At 56.3% G+C, this 21,261-nt stretch carries 22 protein-coding genes; 7 read left to right on the top strand and 15 right to left on the bottom strand.

Annotated elements, in window-relative coordinates; all coding sequences use genetic code 11:
* Window positions 1-88 precede the first annotated feature (88 nt).
* On the top strand, window positions 89-451 hold the full coding sequence (locus AC2FHX_RS08815; protein WP_496701241.1) for a hypothetical protein: 363 nt from the start codon (window positions 89-91) through the stop codon (window positions 449-451).
* 15 nt (window positions 452-466) lie between these two features.
* Here the strand turns inward: AC2FHX_RS08815 and AC2FHX_RS08810 are convergent, their stop codons facing one another.
* From AC2FHX_RS08810 to AC2FHX_RS08775, 8 genes are all read right to left on the bottom strand, one after another.
* The gene (locus AC2FHX_RS08810; RefSeq protein WP_496701239.1) at window positions 467-2,266 is read right to left on the bottom strand and encodes an aminopeptidase P family protein; all 1,800 of its coding nucleotides are present in this window, start codon (window positions 2,264-2,266) and stop codon (window positions 467-469) included.
* The gene (locus AC2FHX_RS08805) at window positions 2,259-3,254 is read right to left on the bottom strand and encodes an ABC transporter ATP-binding protein (RefSeq protein WP_496701238.1); all 996 of its coding nucleotides are present in this window, start codon (window positions 3,252-3,254) and stop codon (window positions 2,259-2,261) included. Before AC2FHX_RS08805 ends, AC2FHX_RS08810 begins: the two co-directional genes overlap by 8 nt.
* Window positions 3,251-4,243 carry an ABC transporter ATP-binding protein gene (locus AC2FHX_RS08800; RefSeq protein WP_496701236.1) on the bottom strand — a complete coding sequence of 331 codons (993 nt, stop codon included), beginning with the start codon at window positions 4,241-4,243 and terminating at the stop codon, window positions 3,251-3,253. The genes AC2FHX_RS08805 and AC2FHX_RS08800 overlap by 4 nt, the downstream gene beginning before the upstream one ends.
* Window positions 4,244-4,245: 2 nt before the next feature.
* On the bottom strand, window positions 4,246-5,103 hold the full coding sequence (locus AC2FHX_RS08795; RefSeq protein ID WP_496701234.1) for an ABC transporter permease: 858 nt from the start codon (window positions 5,101-5,103) through the stop codon (window positions 4,246-4,248).
* Entirely contained in the window at window positions 5,100-6,041 is a 942-nt protein-coding gene (locus AC2FHX_RS08790; RefSeq protein ID WP_142637818.1) for an ABC transporter permease, read from the bottom strand. The genes AC2FHX_RS08795 and AC2FHX_RS08790 overlap by 4 nt, the downstream gene beginning before the upstream one ends.
* 57 nt (window positions 6,042-6,098) lie before the next feature.
* Window positions 6,099-7,682 carry an ABC transporter substrate-binding protein gene (locus AC2FHX_RS08785; protein ID WP_271950020.1) on the bottom strand — a complete coding sequence of 528 codons (1,584 nt, stop codon included), beginning with the start codon at window positions 7,680-7,682 and terminating at the stop codon, window positions 6,099-6,101.
* A 133-nt stretch (window positions 7,683-7,815) separates the two neighbouring features.
* Entirely contained in the window at window positions 7,816-8,421 is a 606-nt protein-coding gene (locus tag AC2FHX_RS08780) for a helix-turn-helix domain-containing protein (RefSeq protein WP_496692996.1), read from the bottom strand.
* A gap of 159 nt (window positions 8,422-8,580) precedes the next feature.
* Entirely contained in the window at window positions 8,581-9,282 is a 702-nt protein-coding gene (locus AC2FHX_RS08775) for a GntR family transcriptional regulator (protein WP_142637824.1), read from the bottom strand.
* 257 nt (window positions 9,283-9,539) lie between these two features.
* Here AC2FHX_RS08775 and AC2FHX_RS08770 point away from each other — a divergent pair, with 257 nt between their 5' ends.
* From AC2FHX_RS08770 to AC2FHX_RS08750, 5 genes are all read left to right on the top strand, one after another.
* Complete coding sequence (locus AC2FHX_RS08770; protein WP_496701231.1) at window positions 9,540-10,502, top strand: dihydrodipicolinate synthase family protein; 963 nt, start codon at window positions 9,540-9,542, stop codon at window positions 10,500-10,502.
* A 9-nt stretch (window positions 10,503-10,511) separates the two neighbouring features.
* Complete coding sequence (locus AC2FHX_RS08765; RefSeq protein ID WP_496701229.1) at window positions 10,512-12,050, top strand: aldehyde dehydrogenase (NADP(+)); 1,539 nt, start codon at window positions 10,512-10,514, stop codon at window positions 12,048-12,050.
* Window positions 12,051-12,248: 198 nt separating this feature from the next.
* Window positions 12,249-13,313 (top strand): TRAP transporter substrate-binding protein DctP, encoded by a 1,065-nt coding sequence (dctP, locus tag AC2FHX_RS08760; protein ID WP_496694008.1) that lies wholly within the window; start codon window positions 12,249-12,251, stop codon window positions 13,311-13,313.
* A 65-nt stretch (window positions 13,314-13,378) separates the two neighbouring features.
* Window positions 13,379-13,918 (top strand): TRAP transporter small permease subunit, encoded by a 540-nt coding sequence (locus AC2FHX_RS08755; protein ID WP_142637832.1) that lies wholly within the window; start codon window positions 13,379-13,381, stop codon window positions 13,916-13,918.
* Window positions 13,915-15,225, top strand: a complete 1,311-nt coding sequence (locus tag AC2FHX_RS08750; RefSeq protein WP_271950034.1) for a TRAP transporter large permease — start codon at window positions 13,915-13,917, stop codon at window positions 15,223-15,225. Before AC2FHX_RS08755 ends, AC2FHX_RS08750 begins: the two co-directional genes overlap by 4 nt.
* Before the next feature lie 53 nt (window positions 15,226-15,278).
* Here the strand turns inward: AC2FHX_RS08750 and AC2FHX_RS08745 are convergent, their stop codons facing one another.
* Window positions 15,279-15,638, bottom strand: a complete 360-nt coding sequence (locus AC2FHX_RS08745) for a winged helix-turn-helix transcriptional regulator (protein WP_142637835.1) — start codon at window positions 15,636-15,638, stop codon at window positions 15,279-15,281.
* Between the two features lie 87 nt (window positions 15,639-15,725).
* Between AC2FHX_RS08745 and AC2FHX_RS08740 the strand changes: the two genes are divergently transcribed.
* Window positions 15,726-16,817: an NAD(P)/FAD-dependent oxidoreductase gene (locus AC2FHX_RS08740; protein ID WP_142637838.1), complete on the top strand. Its 1,092-nt coding sequence runs from the start codon at window positions 15,726-15,728 to the stop codon at window positions 16,815-16,817.
* A gap of 79 nt (window positions 16,818-16,896) precedes the next feature.
* On the opposite strand, the gene AC2FHX_RS08735 is transcribed toward AC2FHX_RS08740, so the two are convergent.
* From AC2FHX_RS08735 to AC2FHX_RS08710, 6 genes are all read right to left on the bottom strand, one after another.
* Window positions 16,897-17,250, bottom strand: coding sequence for a c-type cytochrome (locus tag AC2FHX_RS08735; RefSeq protein WP_425472001.1), 354 nt, complete (start codon window positions 17,248-17,250; stop codon window positions 16,897-16,899).
* Window positions 17,251-17,342: 92 nt separating this feature from the next.
* On the bottom strand, window positions 17,343-18,215 hold the full coding sequence (locus AC2FHX_RS08730; RefSeq protein WP_246097244.1) for a CopD family protein: 873 nt from the start codon (window positions 18,213-18,215) through the stop codon (window positions 17,343-17,345).
* Window positions 18,212-18,553, bottom strand: a complete 342-nt coding sequence (locus tag AC2FHX_RS08725) for a copper resistance CopC family protein (RefSeq protein ID WP_142637842.1) — start codon at window positions 18,551-18,553, stop codon at window positions 18,212-18,214. The genes AC2FHX_RS08730 and AC2FHX_RS08725 overlap by 4 nt, the downstream gene beginning before the upstream one ends.
* 10 nt (window positions 18,554-18,563) lie before the next feature.
* Entirely contained in the window at window positions 18,564-18,995 is a 432-nt protein-coding gene (locus tag AC2FHX_RS08720; RefSeq protein ID WP_142637844.1) for a c-type cytochrome, read from the bottom strand.
* A gap of 1,143 nt (window positions 18,996-20,138) precedes the next feature.
* The gene (locus AC2FHX_RS08715) at window positions 20,139-20,864 is read right to left on the bottom strand and encodes a hypothetical protein (RefSeq protein ID WP_496701225.1); all 726 of its coding nucleotides are present in this window, start codon (window positions 20,862-20,864) and stop codon (window positions 20,139-20,141) included.
* On the bottom strand, window positions 20,848-21,237 hold the full coding sequence (locus AC2FHX_RS08710; protein ID WP_496693006.1) for a hypothetical protein: 390 nt from the start codon (window positions 21,235-21,237) through the stop codon (window positions 20,848-20,850). The genes AC2FHX_RS08715 and AC2FHX_RS08710 overlap by 17 nt, the downstream gene beginning before the upstream one ends.
* Between the last annotated feature and the right edge of the window lie 24 nt (window positions 21,238-21,261).

The raw sequence follows: 21,261 nt of genomic DNA, 5'->3' as shown, positions 1-21,261 counted from the left end.
GGCTTTTGCCTCAGGTTTCGCTCTTTACTCACATATAGATGCAACGCGTTTCGGATTGCCCGTCCCGGTTGTTGTCGGCCTGATCTATATGGCTGTCATTGTATGCACGACGGCTCTATCCACCTATTTCCTTCCAGGCTTGCGCCGCGTCACGGATACGGTGGCGATGACGCGTCTGGCATTTGCTCTTTGGGTGGCCGGAACCCAAAGCCATGAGATCGCAGCCTCGCCCACAATCAGCGCCGCCGTTGTGGTAGGGGGCGCGATCTTCGTGTTGCAAACGGGTTCATTGGTTCAAAAGCTGGCCGGTAATCGACCGGATTTCGGCTTTGTCCCTTACATCGTTGGAAACACGCGCCTGTTTCTGGACTGGTTGGATAACGTAGGCGAATATCAGGGTGCCCGGGTCCAGCCTGTATTTGCCGGAAAGACGCCTCGAACGGTGGTCTGATGGCAAAACTCAGGTTTATTTGGTCAGCGTTGCACAGGCCGTCTGGGCCCATCTAAGGGCCAGAGGCGAAAGATGCGGCCCGACCTGTCTGAGAACCTTGGCATGATAGTCATTGATCCAGTCAATTTCTGACTGGATCAGCATATCTGGCATCAACATATCCGTCTGGATCGGGATCCAGGTCATGTTCGAGAACTCCAGAAATCCGTCATCTGCCTCGACAATCTCGAACAGGTTTTCGATGCGAATGCCGAACCTGCCGGCCTCGTAATATCCCGGCTCGATCGACATAACCATGCCAGGCATCAGGTCGACCGGGTTGTAAGGTTTGCCAATGCGCTGCGGATGTTCATGGACAGACAACCGGTGGCCAATTCCATGACCCGTACCGTGGTCATAATCCAATCCCAGATCCCACAGCGGGCGGCGACAGATTGCATCAATGTGATGGCCCTGTGTGCCTGCAGGAAAGCGCAGCGTGGCCAGAGCGTGAAAGGCCTTGAACACTGCGGTATAGGCCCGGTCATATCCATCAGGCCGCTGAGGCCCGAACGAAAAGCTGCGCGTGGCATCCGTTGTGCCGGTGTCGTACTGCCCCCCGGAATCCAGCAGGTATGTGCCCCGCGGTTGGATCGGAACGGTATTGTTGGCCTCGGTCGCGTAATGGCACATCGCGGCATTGCCATCGGCGGCCGAGATTGTGTTGAAGCTTTCGTGGATGAACCCATCCTGAGCGCGGCGGAAGGCCAATACCCGCTGTTCTGCTTCACGCTCGGTCACCGGTTCAGCCTGTTTCTGTACCTGAGCCGCCAGCCAGGCGCAGAATTCGGTCCAGGCGATCCCGTCCCGGATATGGCAAGCGCGCAACCCTTCCAGTTCCGTTGTATTCTTGCGGGCTTTGGTTTTGCTTAACAATCCGTTGATCGGCACGCCCTTCGCTCCGGTACGCTCCAGCACTTGTTTGACCGCCGTCGGCGAAAAATCAGGATCGAAAATCACGGCCTGGCCGGGCGCTGTGAGATCACTGAGTGTAGACAGAAAACCATCCGGCGCCTGAACCGAAACATTTTCCGGCATGTGGTCAGTGACATCGGCATCCAGTTTTTGGTCAGACACGAACCAGTGCACTTGGCCCGAGCTTTGCAACAGAAGGAAAGAGTTGGGAACAGGGTTGAAAGCCACGTCTGAGCCACGCACATTAAGCAGCCAGGCGATGTTGTCGGGCTGAGTTTCCACCAGCAAGTCGGCCTCTCGACGTGTTAGCTCAGTGGCCAGATCCGAGATCTTTTCACCCGCCGCCCGGCCCGAAAACTGAAGTGGAAATGGCTCGATCTGTCCTTGGGGGGCAGCGGGTTGGTCGGTCCAGATTGCATCGACCGGATTTGAAGGTGTCGCCACCATCGCGGCACCGCTGCCTTCCAGCCCGTGCTCAAATCGGTCAAACCAGACCGGCGGTAGGTGCATCGAGTCAAAGCCGATTTTCCATCCTTTCTGTGCAACGGCGGCCAGCCAGTATTCGGGCGGCTCGTTAAACAGATGATGGTGCGAGAAAACAGCCTCGGCACACTGGTTTGCAGCCTGCACCACATAGCGGCCATCGACAAATAAAGCGACAGTTTCGGGTGTGACGATGGCCATGCCTGCCGAGCCGCTGAAGCCAGTTACAAAGGCGAGGCGTTCATCATGAGGGGCAACATATTCGCCCTGATGTGCGTCGTAGCGGGGCACGATAAAGGCATCCAGACCTTGTGCTTTAAGCTCGGCGCGCAAGGCCGAAACAATCGCGGATCGGTCGGTTCCGGGGGCATCAAGCATCGGCATTTATCTCTTCAACATGGTGACAGGCGACCTCGCCACGATTTTCAAAAGGCAGCAGGGCAGGCACTTTGGTTTTGCATATGTTGCTGGCGTGAGGGCACCGGACATGGAATGGGCACCCTGAGGGCATGTTCAGCGGTGAAGGCAGCTCTCCATCAAGCCGCTTGACGGTGCCCCGGTTGTCGGGGTTCAGCGAAGGCGCGGCTGAAAGCAGAGCTTGGCTGTAAGGGTGGGAGGGGGCGGAAAACAAGGTTTCGCTGTCGCCGATTTCAACGATCCGCCCAAGGTAGATTACCGCGACCCGGTTTGAAACATGACGGACAAGCCGCAGGTCATGGGCCACAAACAGGATTGTCAGATCAAGTTCCCGCTGCAGGTCCAGCAACAGGTTTACCACCTGCGCCTGAACCGAAACATCTAGTGCCGAGACCAGTTCGTCCGCAATCAGAACTTCGGGTTCGACCGCCAATGCGCGCGCAATGGCGATCCGCTGACGCTGACCTCCGGAGAATTCGTGCGGCAGCTTGTCTTGCGCGTCCTTCGGAAGGCGGACCAGATCAAGCAACTCGGCCACACGGTCGGGAATTTCTGCTTCTGGGCGCATGTTGTGAACGCTCAGGGCTTCGGCCAGAATTTGCCCTGTCGTCATCCGGGGATTAAGCGATGAATAGGGGTCCTGGAACATCATCTGAACCCGGCGGTTATAGGTGCGGTCAGCTTTGATTTTGCCGTCGAATATGTCCTGACCTTCAAAGTGGATTGAACCGTCGCTGGGCTTATGAAGGCGCACGATACACCGGGCTAATGTGGACTTTCCACACCCGGACTCTCCGACGACACCCAGAGTTTCGCCGCGGGTCAGATCTAGGCTGACACCATTCAGCGCCCGTACTTCGCGACCAGGACGCCGCGAAATGACATCGCCGATGCTGCGGCCCATTGGGAACCGCAGATGCAGGTCGCGGATTTGCATCAGGGCAGTCATGCGGCGTTCCCTTGGGTTTTGGTTATCGGGTCGAAACAGGCGACCTGTCTATGATCGGTGATCAGGGTCATCGCTGGGCGCTCTTGCGTGCAGGCGTCTATGCAGGCGGTACAGCGCGGTGCAAACGCGCATCCGGCAGGCAGGGCATCCAGTGCCGGCGGCACTCCGGGAACAGAATATAGCGGCGTGCGAGGAGCGATGTTTTCGGGCACAGACCGCATCAGACCCACAGTGTAGGGGTGATGCGGTGACCGCAGCACATCGCGGACCGGCCCTTGTTCGACGATCCGTCCCGCATACATAACGGCCACGTTGTCGCAAGTCTGGGCAACCACGCCAAGATCATGGGTGACCAGCACAACCCCCATATCCATATCCTGCGCCAGTCGCAGGATCAGATCGAGGATCTGGGCCTGAATGGTCACGTCCAGAGCTGTGGTGGGTTCATCCGCCAGCAACAGTTTGGGTTCTGCGGCAAGCGCTATTGCGATCATGACCCGCTGGCGCATTCCGCCGGAAAATTGGTGAGGATAATCTTTCAAGCGTTGCGCTGCCGAGGGGATGCCGACAAGGTCCAGCATTTCGATTGCCCGATCCAAGCGCGCGGCGCGGGGCAGGTCGGTATGGGCGCGCAGGGTCTCTTCCAGTTGCAGTCCGACAGTCAGCAGAGGGTTCAGCGAAGTCATCGGTTCCTGAAAAATCATCGCGATTTCGCGACCCTGAAACCGACGAAGTGCCCTGTCTGACATGGATATCAGATCACGTCCATTCCAGCGCACCTGGCCGGTCACGTCGCCATAGCGGCGCGCCAGCCCCATGATCGAGCGCAACGTGACGCTCTTGCCCGACCCGCTTTCGCCGACCAGCCCCAAAACCTCACCCCGGTTCACGCCGAAACTGACATCGCGAAGCGCAGGCAACGCTCGACCGTTCTTGTGAAAGGTTGTGCTTAGCCCGGTTACTTCTAGAAGTTTCGTTTGGTCCTGCATCGCTATCCCCGCGGTCTCAGCAGATCGGCAAGCCCATCGCCCAAAAGCGAAAAGCCAAGGCCGGTCAGAACGATGGCGATGCCGGGCATCAGGCTCAGCCACCAGGCGGTCGAGATAAAGTTGCGCCCTTCGGCGATCAGCACGCCCCATTCGGCCTGCGGTGGTTGCGCCCCCAACCCCAGATAGCCAAGGGATGACCCCAGCAAGATCACCAGCGCCATGTCAGTCATCCAATAGACAATAACCGGTGTTATCGCGTTTGGCAGCAGGTGGCGGAAGATGATGCGGCTGTCGGAATATCCCATCACCACCCCGGCCGAGGCATAGTCATTCCCCATTTGAGCGATTACCTCGGCCCGCATCAGGCGCGCATAATAGACCCAGTAAACAACTGAAATCGCGATATACATGTTGATCAGGCCCGGCCCTAGAACCGCAACCACGGCAATGACAAGAACCAGGAAAGGAAAGGTGATTACAGCGTCAACGATGCGGCCAAAGATCATGTCCGCGATGCCGCGATAGTACCCGACCAGCGCGCCAACCGTTATACCGGTGACCAATGCGAATACAGTCCCGAAAATTGCCATCTGCATGTTGACCTGATAGGCCCAGATGACGCGGGATAGGCTGTCGCGCCCTAACAGATCTGTGCCGAACGGATGTGCCCAGGATGGTGGTTGGCGCAAGGCCTGATAGTCGATTGCGCTTGGGTCATAGGGCGCGAATACGCCGGGAAACAGGGCAAGCAGCACCGAAAACCCGATGATGATGCACCCGGCCACGAACCCAGGCTTGCGCAAGGCCCGCTGCATGAAGGTGGGGCGCTGCGAGGTGCTGTTGAATGTCGCGTCACTCATTGCAGGCGCATCCTTGGGTCAAGGCGACTCTGAAACAGGTCGGTCATCAGGAAAACCACGGAAACCAGAACAGCAAATGTCAGGGTCAGCCCCTGAATCAGGGGGTAGTCGCGGGCAAAGATAGCCTCGAGCATCAGGCGCCCCATTCCGGGCACGGCGAATACGGTTTCGGTGACCAATGTCCCGCTCATCAGATTGCCGATGGACAGGCCCAGCAGGGTTACCGTCGAAATCAGCGCATTGCGCAGGACGTGGCGACCCAGAACCAAACGAGGCGGCAGGCCTTTGGCACGCGCGAACTGGACATATTCGGCGTCCAGAACCTCGATAATCGCGCTGCGCAGGTTCCGCATGATGATGGCCGAGGTGTAAAGCGCTACGGTCACTGAAGGCAGGAACAGGTGATAGAGCCGCTCGGTAAAGGTGTCGCCATATCCTCCGACCGGAAACAGGCGCAGCTGTGCTGCCAGAAAGGTCAACAGAACGAGGCCAATATAGAACACCGGCATCGACAGCCCGATCTGAAAGACGGTGCGGATCACCGCATCAGGCCAGCGGCCCCGGTTGAGCGCAGCAACAAAGGCCAGCGGACCGGCAATCAGCAGCGACAAAACCACCGAATACACGGTCAGGAAGACAGTGATAGGAAGCCGGTCAGAAATCACATTGATCACATCCGAGCGCATCAGGATGGACCGACCCAGATCGCCCTGCACGGTGTTGGTAAGGAACAGCCAGAATTGCACCAGCATAGGTTCGGTCAACCCAAGCCGTTCACGGATGGCCTGGATGTCGGCGTCCGAGGCACGATCACCGGCCATCGCAATGGCAGGGTCCCCCGGTAGCAATCGAACAAGAAGAAAAATAATGATCATGACCAGAAAAAAGGTCGGGATCATCATCAGGAGTCGTTTGAAGATATAGGACAGGCTGGACAAAGCGAGCTCCGCAAATTTGTCCCGCCGCCTGAAAGCGGCGGGACCAGGGGTCTTACCTTAGCGGCTGACGGTTGCTTGATCGAAGATATTGTTGCCCAGAGGGGTCTGGACATAGCCTTCGACAGCCGAGCCAACAGCAACGGCAAAGGGGGTCTCATACATGAACAGCAGGGGGGCTGCTTCGGCATAGAGCTCTTGCATTCGGGCGAATTTCGCTTTGCGCGCCTCGGCGTCCATTTCACCGGCGGCTTCGTCGAACAGGGTGTTAAACTCGGCGTTTTCCCAGCCGGTTCCTACTGCCTTGGCCGTGGGTGTGTGGCCCAGCCAGCCCACCACCTGACTGGGATCATTTACATCGTTGACCCAGCCATAGGTGTGAATGTCAAACTCACCTGATCGGTTCTTTGCGCCGCGTGTTGCGCCGTCCACTTGCTCGACCACAAGATCGACGCCCAGAGGAGCCCACATCTGCTGAAGCGCCGCAAAGATGGTTGCATCGTCCGCAGAACCTGCCAGCGTGGTAAAGGTGATTTCGGTTCCATCGGCAAACCCGGCCTCAGCCAACAATGCCTTGGCCTTGTCCACGTCATAGCCATAGAGCGGGGTCATGTCGGCGGCATATTGGGTAGCCTTTGCCATCAAAGGCGAGCTCATCGGTTGACCCGCGCCATGCAGTACCAGCCCGATCAACGCTTCTTTGTTGGTGCCATAGTTCAGCGCCTGCCGGACGCGGGCGTCGGCCAGTGGGTTTGCAGAACCATCGGCTCGGTTATCGCGCGTATTGATTGGCGAATAGATGATCCGCGTCGACGGATAGAGGTTCATGTTGATGTTGGAATCCTGCTCCAGCTCGGCCACGCGGCTGAACGGGATGAATTCTGCGGCATCAACTTCTCCGGCCTGCAAACTCAGGATGCGGGTTGCGTCATCCGGGATGATCTCAAAATGTACGGCATCCAGATACGGCAGAGCTTTGCCGTCTGCGCCCATGCGCCAATAGTTTTCATTGGCGCAGAAATCCATCGATGCACCTTGTTCAAAGCCACACAGATAGAAGGGGCCAGAGCCTACTCCGGCGGCTGTGGCGGCAAATATCGCAGCGGATTTTTCCTGATCTGTTGCACCTTCTGCGGCCTCAAAGGCCGCTTTGGACACGATCGCCGTGTTGAATGTGGCCAGCATGGACAGGATGGTTGGATCCGGGCTGCCAAGGGCAACCGTGATCGCGTTTCCATCTGCGGTAACCGCGTCGATCGAACCCAGCAAGCCAGCCCAGGGGCTCAGGTCGGGATTGCGCGCTCGGTCGAGGGAAAAGACTACGTCGTCACCTGACATGGGCGTACCGTTTGCGAATTTGATCCCCTCGCGCAGGGTCAGCGAAACCGTTTTACCATCGTCAGAGACCGTATAGGTCTCAGCAAGGCCGGGCTCGACAGAATTACCGTCGGCACTGCTGCGCAGCAGGGTGTCGAACAGGCTGCCGACCATCCAGATATCGGGGTTGCGATCCGCATAGATCGGATCAATCAGGCGCGACCCGTCATAGCGTGCAAAGTTGAGTGTGCCGCCTCTTTCCTGTGCCAAAGCAGGCATGGCCAGGGTGGCGGCAACGGTTAGTCCCAAAACCGTCTTCAATTTCATAATCAGTCCTCCCGCAGAATGAATTCATGCTCGGGGCGACCATATCCGATTCTTAACAATACTAAAGCTTTTTTTAGTGATGGGTGAAAAATGGCCAAATGTATTTAGGCTGACCTCTGTTCGGTTGGTCAATTTAACTTGCCACAAAGCCGGAATCATTGATCGGAGAGGTTGTTACCCAAAGCTCTACGGCTTCTACGTCCCCCAATACGACCGAGAAATGACGGGTAGATGTGTCGTGGTGAACGACGTCACCTGGCGACATAATGAAAACCTTGTCACCAAGGTGATATTCAAGCCGTCCCGAGATCAGATAGCAAAACGCCTCGCCCTCATGCCGCATCTTTTCGGAAACGTGCCCCGGGGGGCGATGAACGATCTGTGGGTTGAACAATGCACCGGTAAAACCAGGGCCCAGCTTCTCATAAAACCTGCCCCGCATACCCAGGGAGTATGTCTGGCGGTTGTCCTTTGCCACATATTCGCTGAACACTTCGGGTACGCTGAGCAGCTTTTCGATGCTGGTTTGAAGTGCCGCGGCAATCGCCATCAGCGAGGTCAGCGAGGGTGAGCTCAGGCCGCGCTCGACCTGAGACAGAAAGCCCGTTGTCAGATCAGAGGTCTGTGCGACCTTGTCCAAAGTCAGGCCCATCGCCTTGCGCCGCCTGCGAATTGCCTGCCCCAGCTCGGTCGGCGTGCCCTTCGGCTTTGATTTGTCGCTCGCGTTTGCTGCGTTCATTCCCTGTCTCCCGGAATCGTGGGTTGCCGCGCATTCAACCGGATCGCAGAGGAAATATCAAAATTTTTTTTAGCAGAGGTAAATTTTTTTGGGAAGATCCGGGTGTAAACCTTCAAACCCCTCAATTTTTCCAACGGCTTAGTATCTAGCGAAACAGAATCAGAGTTTGATTGAGTGACGCCGATCCGCCGAGATCATGTCGCGGATGTTCTGGACGATTTGTTCCGCATGGGCGCTCGCCAACCGGTCGGCCTCGGTGATGTCCTGGGCCGCTATAGCTGCGATTATGTCGTCATGTTCCAGGGAATACCGATCCGGTAACCGATCCCCAAAGGACGAATAATAGGGCCGCATGATCCGTTGCCCTTCGTTCAGCAGTCTGCGCGTCAGGCTTTCGTAATATGGGTTGCGCCCTGCTTTGGCGATTGCATTATGAAGCTCTGCGTTTTTTGCGATCATGGTCAGAACGTCATTTTTGGCAGCTGCATCCGAAAATTCCTGCTGCCGCATGCGAATGTCGCACAGATCCTGGTCCGTTCGGTATTCGGCGGCCAGCCGGGTTGTAACGCGATACATCAGGGTCATCGCATCAAAGAATGTGTGAAGATTCAAAAAGTCTATGGGCGCCACGATGCTCGCGCGGTTCGGCAGTGTCGCCACCAACCCTTCCGACGTCAGCCTGACAAGGGCTTCACGGATCGGGGTGCGCGACATCGAGAACCGCTCGCTCAGCTTGGCCTCGTCTATGGCGCTGCCGGGCGCAAGGGCGAGGTCGATGATTTCGTCCCGCAGGGTTTCATAGACGAACTGAACGCCTGATCCACGTTTGCGGCCGGCTTCGACCGGCTTTCGTTTTTCCATGTCAGAGCATTCCCTAGCCGCTGGATCGCGGTCCATCTGCGTTCGCACATCAATTTTGCCACACGTACCGGTGCTAAGTCGAGTGTTAATCCCAGCCAAAAACCGGTTGTTTTCACGTATTTTAGGGCCTTATTCCTTCTTGTCGAAAATTTGTCGACAAATAAAATATTTAAAGTAGACTGCCGGCAAGATTACACGAATCCCTAACCCGGTGGGGCAATCCACCGGCCCGGCAAAAAAATACGGAGACCCAAATCGTGAACCCGAATGTCTTTTCCGGATGCATCCCGGCCCTGATGACGCCCTGTCGCGCGGATCGCAGTCCTGACTTTGAGGCGCTTGTGCGTAAAGGTCATGAGCTGATCGAGACGGGCATGTCCGCGGTTGTCTATTGTGGCTCGATGGGTGATTGGCCCCTTTTGACAGATGCGCAGCGTATGCAGGGCGTCGAGGCGTTGGTCGGGGCTGGTATCCCGGTGATCGTGGGAACAGGCGCGATCAATTCGGCCTTGGCAATCCAGCATGCCGCACACGCGCAGAAAGTGGGCGCCAGCGGATTGATGGTCATTCCACGTGTACTGTCACGCGGCGCGTCCATGACTGCGCAGCGGCACCACTTCAAAGGCATTCTGGCCGCGGCACCGGATCTTCCCGCAGTGATCTACAACAGCCCTTATTACGGATTTACCACCCGTGCGGATCTGTTCTTTGATCTGCGCAAGGACCACCCGAACCTGAACGGTTACAAGGAATTCGGCGGCGCCGAAGATCTGCGCTATGCCTCCGAAAACATCACCAGCGGTGATGACAATGTTTCCCTGATGGTCGGCGTGGATACCGCGGTGTTCCACGGGATCGTGAATTGTGGCGCAACCGGCGCCATCACTGGGATCGGGAATGTGCTGCCCGATGAGATTCTGCATCTGGTGGATTTGTGTCAGGCGGCGGCCAAGGGCAATGCCAACGCGCGTGCCCGGGCGTTGGAGCTTGAGGCGGCTTTGGGCGTTTTGTCGTCCTTCGACGAAGGCACCGATCTTGTGCTCTACTACAAACACTTAATGGTTATGACGGGTCATCCCGAATACACGCATCATTTCAACGAAACAGATGCCCTTACTGACAGCCAGCGCGGCTATGTTGAACAACAGTTCAGACTGTTCCGTACCTGGTACGAGAACTGGAGCAGTCAGGCCGGTTCTTCGGCGCAAAATGCAGCGTGAGGATTGGGTATGTCGTTGAATAATGGATATGTTTTTCGCGGTCAGCACTTGATTGGCGGTCAGTGGGTTGGAGCTGATGAAAGCTTTGCCTCCAGCCCCGTCTCGGGTGAGGGGAGCAACTTTGCTGCGGGAACGCCTGAGTTGGTTGATCAGGCCTGTACCCTGGCCGAGGCTGCCTTTGGAGATTACGCCAATCGCAGCCGAGGGGATCGAGCCAGATTCCTGAATGCTATCGCGGATGAGATCGAGGCCCGTGCCGAGGCCATCACCAGCATTGGCAGTGCAGAAACCGGTCTGCCCGAGATGCGTCTTCAAGGCGAGCGGGGACGCACGGTTGGTCAGTTGCGCATGTTTGCCGAATTCGTCCAGGATGGTGCGTATCTAGAGCGCCGCCATGATCTGGCGATGCCGGATCGCCAACCCGCCCCACGTCCTGACATCAAGATGATACAGCGCCCGGTTGGCCCGGTGGCTGTTTTTGGCGCCTCGAACTTCCCCTTGGCATTTTCGGTTGCCGGAGGTGACACCGCATCGGCACTGGCCGCAGGTTGCCCGGTCGTGGTCAAAGGCCACCCCGCCCATCCGGGCACCGGCGAAATCGTCGCTGATGCCATCCACGCGGCGGCCAGGGCGACCGGTATGCCCGACGGCGTATTCTCATTGGTGCAAGGTGGGGACCGCAGCATCGGAGAAGCATTGGTAAAGCATCCGGCAATCCGTGCCGTGGGCTTTACCGGTGGGCTGGCCGGAGGCAGGGCGCTGTTTGACCTCTGCGCAAGCCGCCCAGACCCGATCCCGTTCTTTGGTGAATTGGGCTCGGTCAATCCGATGTTTGTTCTTCCAAACGCTATGGTCGCCAGAGGTGAAGAGATCGGCAAAGCCTGGGCGGGGTCGATGACCATGGGGGCAGGGCAGTTTTGCACCAATCCGGGCGTTGCCGTGATGATCACAGGCGATGATGCTGACCAATTTATCGATGCTGCTGCGAGTGCCCTGAGTACAGTGCCGTCACAGACCATGCTGACCGATGGGATTGCCGAGGCATTTCGATCCGGCCAATCGCATTTGGCCGAACATCCTGCCGTGCGCACGATCCATCAAGGTTCCACGGCAGGCCGTTCAGCTGAACCGGCGCTATTCGAAACCGATGCCGAAGCGTTTCTGGCTGATCCCAGCCTCAGCGAAGAAGTGTTTGGGCCCGCATCGCTGATTGTGCGCGTCGGCTCGGAAAAAGAGATGGTTGCCTTGTCAGCCCAGCTGGACGGGCAACTTACCGCCACGATCCAGATGGATGACAGCGACACTGCGCTGGCGCAGCAACTCTTCCCGATTCTGGAGCGCAAGGCCGGGCGGTTGCTGTTCAACGGCTTCCCAACCGGGGTCGAGGTGGTGGGGTCCATGGTCCATGGGGGGCCTTATCCTGCCAGCACGAATTTCGGCGCAACAAGCGTCGGCACAATGGCCATCCGCCGTTGGCTGCGACCCGTAGCATATCAGAACATGCCCGCCGCACTCAGCCCCGAAGATCTGGAAGGCTCGACGCAATAAGCGGTGAACCACAGGGCAGAGGCTAGAAATTTCCTCGGCCATATCAAAGGCTTTGGCCCCGGTGAACGGGGCCGGGCAGGGACACCAAGATCGGCTGTTCCGTATCATCCGCAACACTCTGCCATAGAAGCAGATCACCGGAAATTCCGCGTCATTCGACGTGCAAAATCGGGCTTTGGCCCATAACAGGAGGACAAGATGAAACTCTTCTCGAACTTTGCCGCCCTGGCGGTAACAGCCACGCTTGCAATGCCCGCAAGCGCCGCAGAAATTGAATGGAAGATGACCGCAGCGATTGGTGAAGGTTCATTCTTTTACCAGAACTTCATGGAACGATTTGCGGCTAATGTGGACACACTGACCGCGGGGCGCATGCATGTCCAACCTTTTGGCGCGGGCGTTCTGGCCCCGGCCTTCAAGGCGTATGAAGTAGTTCAGGACGGCATCGTCGAAGCCGGACATTCCACGCCGTCTTATCTGGTAAACCAGGACCCGACCAATGCCGTTTTCGCCAGCTTCCCCGGTGGAATGTCCGGCGAGGCGACCCTGCACTGGATCTATGAAGGCGGCGGTGAGCAGATGCTGCAGGATTTCCGCCGCGAAGAAATGGGTCTGCACACGCTGGTCGTTGGGGTCGGTACGTCCGAAGTTATGGCGCATTCGAACGTCAAGATCGAAACAACCAACGATCTGAAGGGCGTCAAATACCGGACCTCGGGCGCATGGGCCGCTGTTCTACAGGACAGCTTTGGCGGCGTTCCGACGGTTGTCCCGGGAAATGAAATCTACACTTTGCTGCAGCGTAAGGGTGTGGACGCGGTCGAATGGTCGACACCAGGAGGCAATATCTCTGAAGGTTTCCACGAGGTTGCGCCCTATATGATCATGCCCGGCGTGCATCAGCCGTCCTTTCTGTGGGAAGTCTTCGTCAAACAGGAAACTTGGGATGCTCTGCCCGAGGATATCAAGCTTCAGGTTACCGCAGCGGCCAAGCTGACAACATACGAAAGCTTCACACATTTCGGTCACGCGGACATTCAAGCCATGGCTGCCTTCCGCGATACCAAAGTTGAAATCATCAACATGGTACCAGCGGAATCCGAAAAGATCCGCGCCGCCGGGCGCGATTGGGCCCGTAGCCAGGCTGCCAAAAAAGCCGAAGACGGAAGCGCCCGGATGCAAGAGGTTCTGGACAGCTACCTCACCTATCAAGCGAACTGGGCCGAGAATTCGGGTTATTTGGTTCGCGACAGCGCCGAATAGGCTCTGCCCTGACATTGGTTGGATGACCGGATATTCGTGCCGGTCATCCGTTTCCGGGGACATACATGACCACTATTCTCAGAGTCATCGACGCGATTGCCGGGGCGCTGGCCCTGCTGGGTCGATGCGTAATTTTTGCCCTGATCGTGGCAATGCTGTACGAGGTTGTTGCTCGCTATGCGTTTGGTGCGCCGACGCTTTGGGCGTTTGATATCTCGTACATGCTGAACGGTTCGGTTTTTCTGCTTGGGGCGGCTTATGCCCTGCGCTGTGACGTGCATGTCAGGATCGACTTTCTGTCTCAGCGTATGCCGATGCGGGCGCAGCAGCTGTTGAACGGTGCTGTCTTTCTGTTGGTCATGACACCGATCACGACCATCTTTGCCTGGGTTGCAAGCAAAAAAGCCTGGAAAGCACTGATCACCGGAGAGGTCGAAAGCGTCAGCCCCTGGGCGCCGGTTGTTTGGCCGTTTTACACGGTCATCGCCGTTGGTCTGGCGGCCTTGGCGCTGCAATTCCTGGCTGAGGCGATCAAGTTGCTTTCGGGGCGCAAGAACCCTGGTGAGGCACCGGGCGAACTGGACGGCATGGAAGAAAACCAATGACACCATTACTGATGTTTGCAGCCCTTTTTGTGTTGGTCTTTGCCGGAGTGCCGGTGGCCTTTTCGCTCATCATCATCTCCGTCGCCTTTGGCTACATGGTGTTCGGTGAGCTGATCTTTTTGCAGCTTTATGGTCCGCTGCTTCATACGGCTTCGAATTTCGTACTGGCAGCAATCCCTCTGTTCATTTTCATGGGGGCGATACTTGAGCGTTCGGGGATCGCGAAACGTCTGTTCTTTGCACTGCAGTTGTGGCTGGGCGGCTTGCCCGGTGGATTGGCGCTGTCGACGATTGCAATGTGCGCAGTTTTCGCCGCCGCATCCGGCGTTGTAGGCGCGGTCGAGATAGTTGTGGGGTTGATGGCCATCCCAGCCATGACCAAAGCGGGTTATCGTAATGACCTCATCGCGGGAACAATCTGTGCAGGGGGCTCACTGGGGACAATAATTCCACCCTCGGTCATTGTGGTCGTCTATGCGTCGATTGCGCAGCTGTCGATTGGCAAGCTGTTTGCCGCATCTATCCTGCCCGGCTTGCTGATGGTGGTATTCTTCGTGCTTTATATTTTGGTGCGCAGCATGGTCCGACCTGCTGACGCTCCTCCGTTGCCACAGGCAGAGCGCGCGATGTCAACCGGCCGTAAGATGAAGGTGACGTTGACGGCATTGTTGCCCCCGCTGGCATTGATTGTCCTGGTGCTGGGCTCGCTTCTGGCCGGTGTTGCCTCGGCCACCGAAGCTGCCGCAGTCGGGGCCGCCGGTACGATCCTGCTGGCTTTGATGTTTCGGGAACTAAACCTGAAACTGATGTCCGAGGCACTGAATGTGACCCTGCGCATCACCGCTATGATCATGTTGATCGTGGCCGGAGGAACGATGTTCACCAGCATCTTTGCGGTCACCGGAGGCGGACAGCTGGTGCGCGATACCGTTGCCGGGATCGGGTATGGCAATGCCGGTATCATCGCATTCTTTTTGTTGGTGGTTTTTTTCGCGGGCTTTGTACTGGACTGGGTGTCGATCGTTCTGATTTTCATTCCGATCTTTGCCCCGATCGTGAAATCCGCCGGAATTGATCCGATCTGGTTTGCCATGATGGTTCTAGTGGTGATTCAGACTTCGTATCTGACACCGCCAATGGCACCGTCGATTTTCTATCTTCGATCAATCGCTCCGCGTGACATGAGCTATGGGCAGATGTATCGCGGCGTGTTGCCCTTTGTAGGGGCGCAAATGCTGGTTCTTGTGGTTATCATCCTGATCCCCGAAGTGGCGACATGGTTGCCAGAGATATTGGTCGGGCTTTGACATAGATCTTGGTCTTGCCCCTTCAGATGCCTGGCCCTGTTCAATGGGCTAGGTCATCGCCCTAGTTGTTTCGAAAGATCTTTCGGTTCCGGTAACTTGTCCGCATTCTGCGCCGCCCATTGATGCATCTCATACAGCAGTGGAAGCAGGCTTTGACCCAGAGGTGTGAGGCTGTATTCGACATGCGGCGGTATGGTCTTGAAGTCTTTGCGAGAGACAAAGCCCGTCGTCTGCAACTCGGTCAGCTGGCGCGTTAACGTTCGATGCGTGATGCGTCCGAGGTTTCGCTGAAGCTGGTTGAACCGGCAGTCCCCCTGCGAAAGCCAGTAGATGATCAACAGCTTCCATCGACCTGAGATCGCCGAGATCAATGCTTCGATCTGACAATGATCCTCTAACTCATCATGTTTCAAGGCAGTATCCTAGATGACCGTACTTGTTCGTGTGAACCTGCAATTTTAGATAGTGGTCAGAACGTTATGCCGCAACGGGGGGACCCTATGGCGAAGAAGAAAATTGTGATCATTGGCGGGGGATATGTCGGGTTTGAAGTTGCCCGGGAACTGGACGCTTGCGCGGACGTCACCCTGATTGAGCAACGCGAAGCGTTCGTGCATCCGCCTGCAGCGATCCGCGCGCTGGTTGAACCCGCCTTGCTGGACCAGATCATCCTGCCATACGACAATCTGCTGCAATCGGGTAAGGTCGTGCGTGGGCGCGCCGTTTCGGTCTCTGAAACCGAGGTCACTTTGGAATCTGGAGCTGTCTTTCCGGCGGACTATATCCTGATCGCCACCGGATCATCCTATGCAGCGCCGTTCAAGCCGTCGGGTGACAGCATTGCGGATTTTCAGCAAGCGAGCAAAGACGTCAGCGCGCAACTGGCCAAGGCGAATTCAGTTGTGATCGTAGGGGCAGGCGCTGTCGGTACAGAGCTTGCGGGCGAAACAGCCTCGGCACATCCGGGTAAATCCATCACCTTGGTTTCGTCGGATGATACCTTGTTTCCCAAGTACCCGGCCAAGCTAGGCGCGCAACTCAAAGGTAAATTGGAACGGCTGGGCGTCACTGTCATTCTCGGCCAGAGGGCGCAGGATTTACGCCATTTGGATCGGCCCTACGAAGGATCCGTGAGTTTGACCGACGGTAGAGTGATTGCGGCCGATCTGGTATTTCCGGTGGTTGGATCGAAACCTCAATCGTCTTTGGTTCAAAGCCTTCCGGGCGTGTCGGCTGATGCATTGGGTAGGGTCAAAACCGACAAATGGTTGCGACCGTCAAGCTATCCGAATGTCTTCGTCGGCGGTGACATTGCCGACATTGGCGACGGAATGACAATCGTAGCAACGGCACGGCAGAATCCGTGGCTGATCAAAACGCTTAAGAAAGTAATCGAGGGCGCACCCGTCGAAAGTCAGAAACCCTACGCGCCCTGGAAAAAAGCACCCATTCTGGTGCCCCTTGGGCCGGTCATCGGCAGCAGCTGGCTTTTTGTGACAGTGGGTGACTGGATCACACGCAAGATAAAGGGGAAAGATATTTTCATTCCCAAATATCGAAAGGCTTTTGGGATTTCGAGCTCCGGAAAATAGTTCCTCCTGAACATTGCGATTTGCCAACGTTCAGGCATCCCACACAGATGATGTCTCTGACATTCGTGTTGGCCTGCCTCTAGTCGTGTGCGAGGTTGCGACTGGCTTGTGCCTGCTGAATATCTTTCGGCCATGTGGAACGGATATAAGCCAGAACATCCCATATGCCGTCATCAGTCAAAGTGCCTTCGAAACCCGGCATGCCACTGTTGAAATTCTTGACGCCGCGTGCGGCCAGTGTCTTTGCACCGCCGAATTTGGTGTAGTCAAACAAAAGCAGGCTATCATGGTGCCATGTGTGCCCGGTCACGTCATGTGGTGGCGCAGGCATCACACCGTCTTCACCCGGTGTTTGCCAGTTGGGTTGGCCTTCCAGGTTAACGCCGTGGCACGCGGCGCATTGATCTACGTAGAGCCTCTGTCCATTCGCCACGTCTCTGTCTGTAAACGTATGATCCGCGGCAACGCTGGAATAAACGCTGCATAGGACCAATATAAATAAGTGCCTGGTCATCTCCACCCACCTCAATTCGGAAGCGTCAGAACGGTTGTTAGTGTCGCCGTAGTTGTCAGCACCGCCAGAACGATCAGCGCCTCAACTTCGATGGAACGGGCGAGGTGCTGCGCCGCCTTGGTATCTCCGTCTAGCATTGCCGGAACAAATCGAAGCTTGTTCGCGGCGGCTAGGATCAATAGCAGCCCTACAAATAGTACTTTGAGCAACAGGGCCTGCCCATAACCAGTGGAGATGAGCGCTCGGAGATCACCAACAAGCAACCAAGCCATCCAGAAACCTGCGACGATCAATGCGGGTACCATCAGTGCCGCAGCTTGGCCAAACCTATGCCCAAGTGCAGCAGCGTCTGCAATTTGCTCAGGTTGAAGAGCCATACTCCGCAGCGGGCTGAAGATGCCTACCCAGAAAGCTACACAGATCAGGTGTGCTAGTAACAAGAGTTGGGTACCAAAATTCTCTAGATCCGATAGGTGCCCGATCTGTGCAAAGGACCACAGAGCCATCGTGCCACCCACAAGTGCGATCCCTAAACCAAAGCGCGGAACAGACAATCCGACAAGGATCATTGCTGCGCCTATCACTCGAAGAACAAATACATCGCCTACGGAAGTCTGCCAGAGTAATCCAAGCATTTCGGGGTCGACCAGCCCATCCGCTCCGCCTGTCAGGAGGGCACCACTAAGCATGAATCCCAGTGCCGTCGCGATGAGGGCAAGCCACGCCAAGGCCATGGATTGGCGTTTCATCGCCAGGCTTATCGGTGTGACCAAGCTGGAATAGAGACACTTAACGATCACAAGGCCAGTGGCCCCCGCAAAGCCGATATAGAGTGCTAGCTTTGCGAGGATTGCAGCAATTCCCCAGATGTCTGGCATGCTCATTCCACAGTAAAGGTAAACGCGCCCTGCATAGCATGACCATCCTCACCTAAACCGCGCCACTCGATGACATAGGTGCCCGCGCCATTGCCTGGCAGTGGAATTTTGAACTTCTGAGCAAATCTTGCCTGGTCGCCTAGATCCAGTCGTACTGCCCCGTGTTCTTCATGTGCCATCTCTATCCGGGTCAACCGGATGTCTTTCGAGAAATTGAGGCCAATTTCAGCGGGCACAATCGTTACTGTGGTTCCATCTGCAGGTGTTGTTTCTGTGGCCTTGGAATGCGCCAGCGCAAAATTGGGGAGCGCGGCCAAGAGTATAAGCGTTACAATCTTCTTCATGGGGCTATCCTCAATTTATTCCGTTGGCGCGCTGGATTTCGCGAATGTAGGCGATCACCATAGCGACGTCACCTCGCGTCAAGCCGTCGACGGGTGGCATGTCTCCAAACTGCCAATGGTGACTTCTTACACCCTGTGAAACCGCCCTCTGAAACGCTTCATCAGCGTGGTGACTAGGTTCGTATATCTTGTGGATCAGTGGCGGTCCTGCGCCGTCAATTCCGACCGCATTGACACCGTGGCAAGTGGCACAGGAGGCATCAAAGACCCGCTGGCCGATTGCTGCATTGCCCTCAATAGGCGGCATCTGAATTGCGACTAGGCCGTCTCTTGAAACTGTCGCCTGGGGGCTGGCTTCTTCGATTGGGTCTGAACGAAAAACTATGAAAGCGGCAACAGCCGAGACGACGCAAGCGCCGATTAACACGTGACTTTTCTTCATGGGTTGAACCTGACTTTGTAGAAGCTGGAAGTGCTGCGGCACATCGCAAACAGCCGCAAGGGCCGGTCACTTAGGCGCGCGCGGATTTTGGCAGCTTCAAAGGTCAGGGGGTCTGTAGGGGCTATCTGGTTCAGTCAACTTGGATTGGAATCCAATCTGGAACTCTCGGTCAAGCTGATATTGATTCCACACGACTTGGCTGTTCTGCGAGATCAGTACGACGGCTTGGCAAAGCGAAGGGTTACACTCTCCGGTTCCGGCATTATCCGTGTCGTGATGGCTGCTTTGGGCCGAGATGTCAGGGATGCTTTTCACCGCGGCGGAGTGTCCCGCCGATTGCATATGGTCCCCGCAGTGAAGCCCGACGCAGGCATGAGACTCGCCACCAAATCCGGCCAGAATGACCAGAAGACTCGTCAATAGCGCAAATGTGTTTCGTCGGATGACCATGATTCCGGACGCTAATGCAGCGGAACACACAAGACAACGCCTGCAGCTTCATTATGCCCCACGCCGTTCTAAAGGAAATTACGACGCTGATTTTCGTGATGGGGCATTCCCCGCTCTTGTCCGGCGCGCGATTCTCATCAAATGCAGAGAGTCCGGGTCTATTTTGATTTCTATCAGTTGGGCCAAGCAACTGATTAGCGGCCAAACGGCAACACAGGTCGCAGCAGTGCCAACGCCGACGATCGGATAGTAGAGGAACTTACTCTGGGATTCAGTGGTCGCATCAATCTTCTGGAAGGTTAGTCACATCGTATATGCTTTGTGCATTGGCCGTTGGGCCGTTGTTCGATTTGTTGCATTTAAATCCGTCGAATAGTCGAGGTCTTCTCGCCACTCTCGCAGCAAATACTCCAAGTCGGAAATATGGTTTCCCAAGACCTTCTCATCGACGTGTGAGTTTGTGTATTGATCCAGATGTTGTAACTGCCCTTGCTGGCGAGAGCATCGGTCTGGCCAGCTACCGGCGATATTCTGGCGAAACTCATGTCTGACACGCTGCGGTGTCTGGCTGGGGTGGGCAGCGCTGGTTGCGAACGTAGCATCGCGCGCGGGTGGGGAATGTCTCTTTTGGGCCGACCTTATCTTTATTGGGAAAAGTTGGTCCTCAGTATATGCGCCGTTTCGTGACGTCGTTCATGGGCTTGCAAAGCTGATTGCCAGCGCTTCTACCGCGTCCCCGTAGGTTGGGTATAGACCGGCGCGTTGTTCAAAGGCGTAGGCCTGAAAATAGTCCCAAAATAAGGTCACTTCTGTTCCAAAATAGTCTTTGAGCAAAGGAGTATTGCAAAGGTCGGCACGTAAACAAAATTCAACCTCGCTGAAAAACACAACTACTGTGTCGATCTGCGCTTCGATTTCTTTGAGTGTATCTGCATCGCCTGTTTTGAGATTTTCCAATAGGTTCGCCCCGATCTGCTTACGGGCCAGTTGCCGGGCTCGCTCGGGCAAGTCCGCGGGCACTTCGCCCGCAGCTTTGATTGCGGGGATCAGAACGTTGCCTAGTTGGGTGTATGTTTCGCGTGCACCGGTTTTCTGCCAGTCCGACATCAACTCGATGGAGCGCTCCTTTTTTGTGTCGAGGTAACCCTGATAGAAGTTCAACGCCGAGACCCCGGCGGAGGCGGCAATAGCGATCAGTGATAAAAGGCGAAAGGTGCTTTCAATTCGTTCCCATGCGGTTTTAGGCGCGGGGGCCGTGTCGGCGGTGGCAATGCGGCGGCCAAGCGGGCCGTCGTCTCCTGGTTCGACATCCTCGTCCGCCTGTACAGGTTCAAGAACACCGGAAAGTTCGGCTGCGCCCGGGTCCAGATCATTGGAACGCGTACGCCTAATCGACCGTTTGTCAGTTGGAGCAGTCAACGCGGACCTCAAATGTCAGTGTTTTGTCCTTTTCGAATTGCGCGGTTTCGACCTCGCGCGCAAGACAATCAAGCGCCGGTTCGGGTATTAGAAACGCCTGGTCCAGCTGCACCGGCCCCCCTCCATCGGTTTGCACGTCCGGAAGCGCAGTCGCACTGCGATCTAAACCACATGCGGACAAATCAACAAGGTGCACCTCTGAGTTGTTCTGTGATGCCGCCAAGCGTTCGTCGTTCAGCCGCTTGAGATAGCATTTCGCGAGCAGTTCGTTCAAAGTGACCTTTTCGGCGCAAAACCCGCAATCCGCAAAAACCGGCGGTGCGACGAGGGCACACGCGATGCAAATGGAGGCCGCTGATGTCAGGTTCTTCATTGTGTGTGTCCACCCAGGAGTCTT

The sequence above is a fragment of the Ruegeria sp. CDSC042 genome (genome assembly GCF_059610745.1).
The sequence above is the reverse complement of the archived record's forward strand: the minus strand, read 5'-3'. Positions and strand labels throughout refer to the sequence as shown.

What these genes read in the sequence shown, in the direction of transcription:
- AC2FHX_RS08750 (WP_271950034.1), top strand. Translation starts at nt 13,915, where the DNA reads ATGACACCATTACTGATGTTTGCAGCCCTTTTTGTGTTGGTCTTTGCC.
- AC2FHX_RS08730 (WP_246097244.1), bottom strand. Translation starts at nt 18,215, where the DNA reads ATGAGCATGCCAGACATCTGGGGAATTGCTGCAATCCTCGCAAAGCTA.
- AC2FHX_RS08815 (WP_496701241.1), top strand. Translation starts at nt 89, where the DNA reads ATGGCTGTCATTGTATGCACGACGGCTCTATCCACCTATTTCCTTCCA.
- AC2FHX_RS08710 (WP_496693006.1), bottom strand. Translation starts at nt 21,237, where the DNA reads ATGAAGAACCTGACATCAGCGGCCTCCATTTGCATCGCGTGTGCCCTC.
- AC2FHX_RS08785 (WP_271950020.1), bottom strand. Translation starts at nt 7,682, where the DNA reads ATGAAATTGAAGACGGTTTTGGGACTAACCGTTGCCGCCACCCTGGCC.
- AC2FHX_RS08755 (WP_142637832.1), top strand. Translation starts at nt 13,379, where the DNA reads ATGACCACTATTCTCAGAGTCATCGACGCGATTGCCGGGGCGCTGGCC.
- AC2FHX_RS08765 (WP_496701229.1), top strand. Translation starts at nt 10,512, where the DNA reads ATGTCGTTGAATAATGGATATGTTTTTCGCGGTCAGCACTTGATTGGC.
- AC2FHX_RS08800 (WP_496701236.1), bottom strand. Translation starts at nt 4,243, where the DNA reads ATGCAGGACCAAACGAAACTTCTAGAAGTAACCGGGCTAAGCACAACC.
- dctP (WP_496694008.1), top strand. Translation starts at nt 12,249, where the DNA reads ATGAAACTCTTCTCGAACTTTGCCGCCCTGGCGGTAACAGCCACGCTT.
- AC2FHX_RS08810 (WP_496701239.1), bottom strand. Translation starts at nt 2,266, where the DNA reads ATGCTTGATGCCCCCGGAACCGACCGATCCGCGATTGTTTCGGCCTTG.
- AC2FHX_RS08725 (WP_142637842.1), bottom strand. Translation starts at nt 18,553, where the DNA reads ATGAAGAAGATTGTAACGCTTATACTCTTGGCCGCGCTCCCCAATTTT.
- AC2FHX_RS08805 (WP_496701238.1), bottom strand. Translation starts at nt 3,254, where the DNA reads ATGACTGCCCTGATGCAAATCCGCGACCTGCATCTGCGGTTCCCAATG.
- AC2FHX_RS08740 (WP_142637838.1), top strand. Translation starts at nt 15,726, where the DNA reads ATGGCGAAGAAGAAAATTGTGATCATTGGCGGGGGATATGTCGGGTTT.
- AC2FHX_RS08720 (WP_142637844.1), bottom strand. Translation starts at nt 18,995, where the DNA reads ATGAAGAAAAGTCACGTGTTAATCGGCGCTTGCGTCGTCTCGGCTGTT.
- AC2FHX_RS08795 (WP_496701234.1), bottom strand. Translation starts at nt 5,103, where the DNA reads ATGAGTGACGCGACATTCAACAGCACCTCGCAGCGCCCCACCTTCATG.
- AC2FHX_RS08780 (WP_496692996.1), bottom strand. Translation starts at nt 8,421, where the DNA reads ATGAACGCAGCAAACGCGAGCGACAAATCAAAGCCGAAGGGCACGCCG.
- AC2FHX_RS08775 (WP_142637824.1), bottom strand. Translation starts at nt 9,282, where the DNA reads ATGGAAAAACGAAAGCCGGTCGAAGCCGGCCGCAAACGTGGATCAGGC.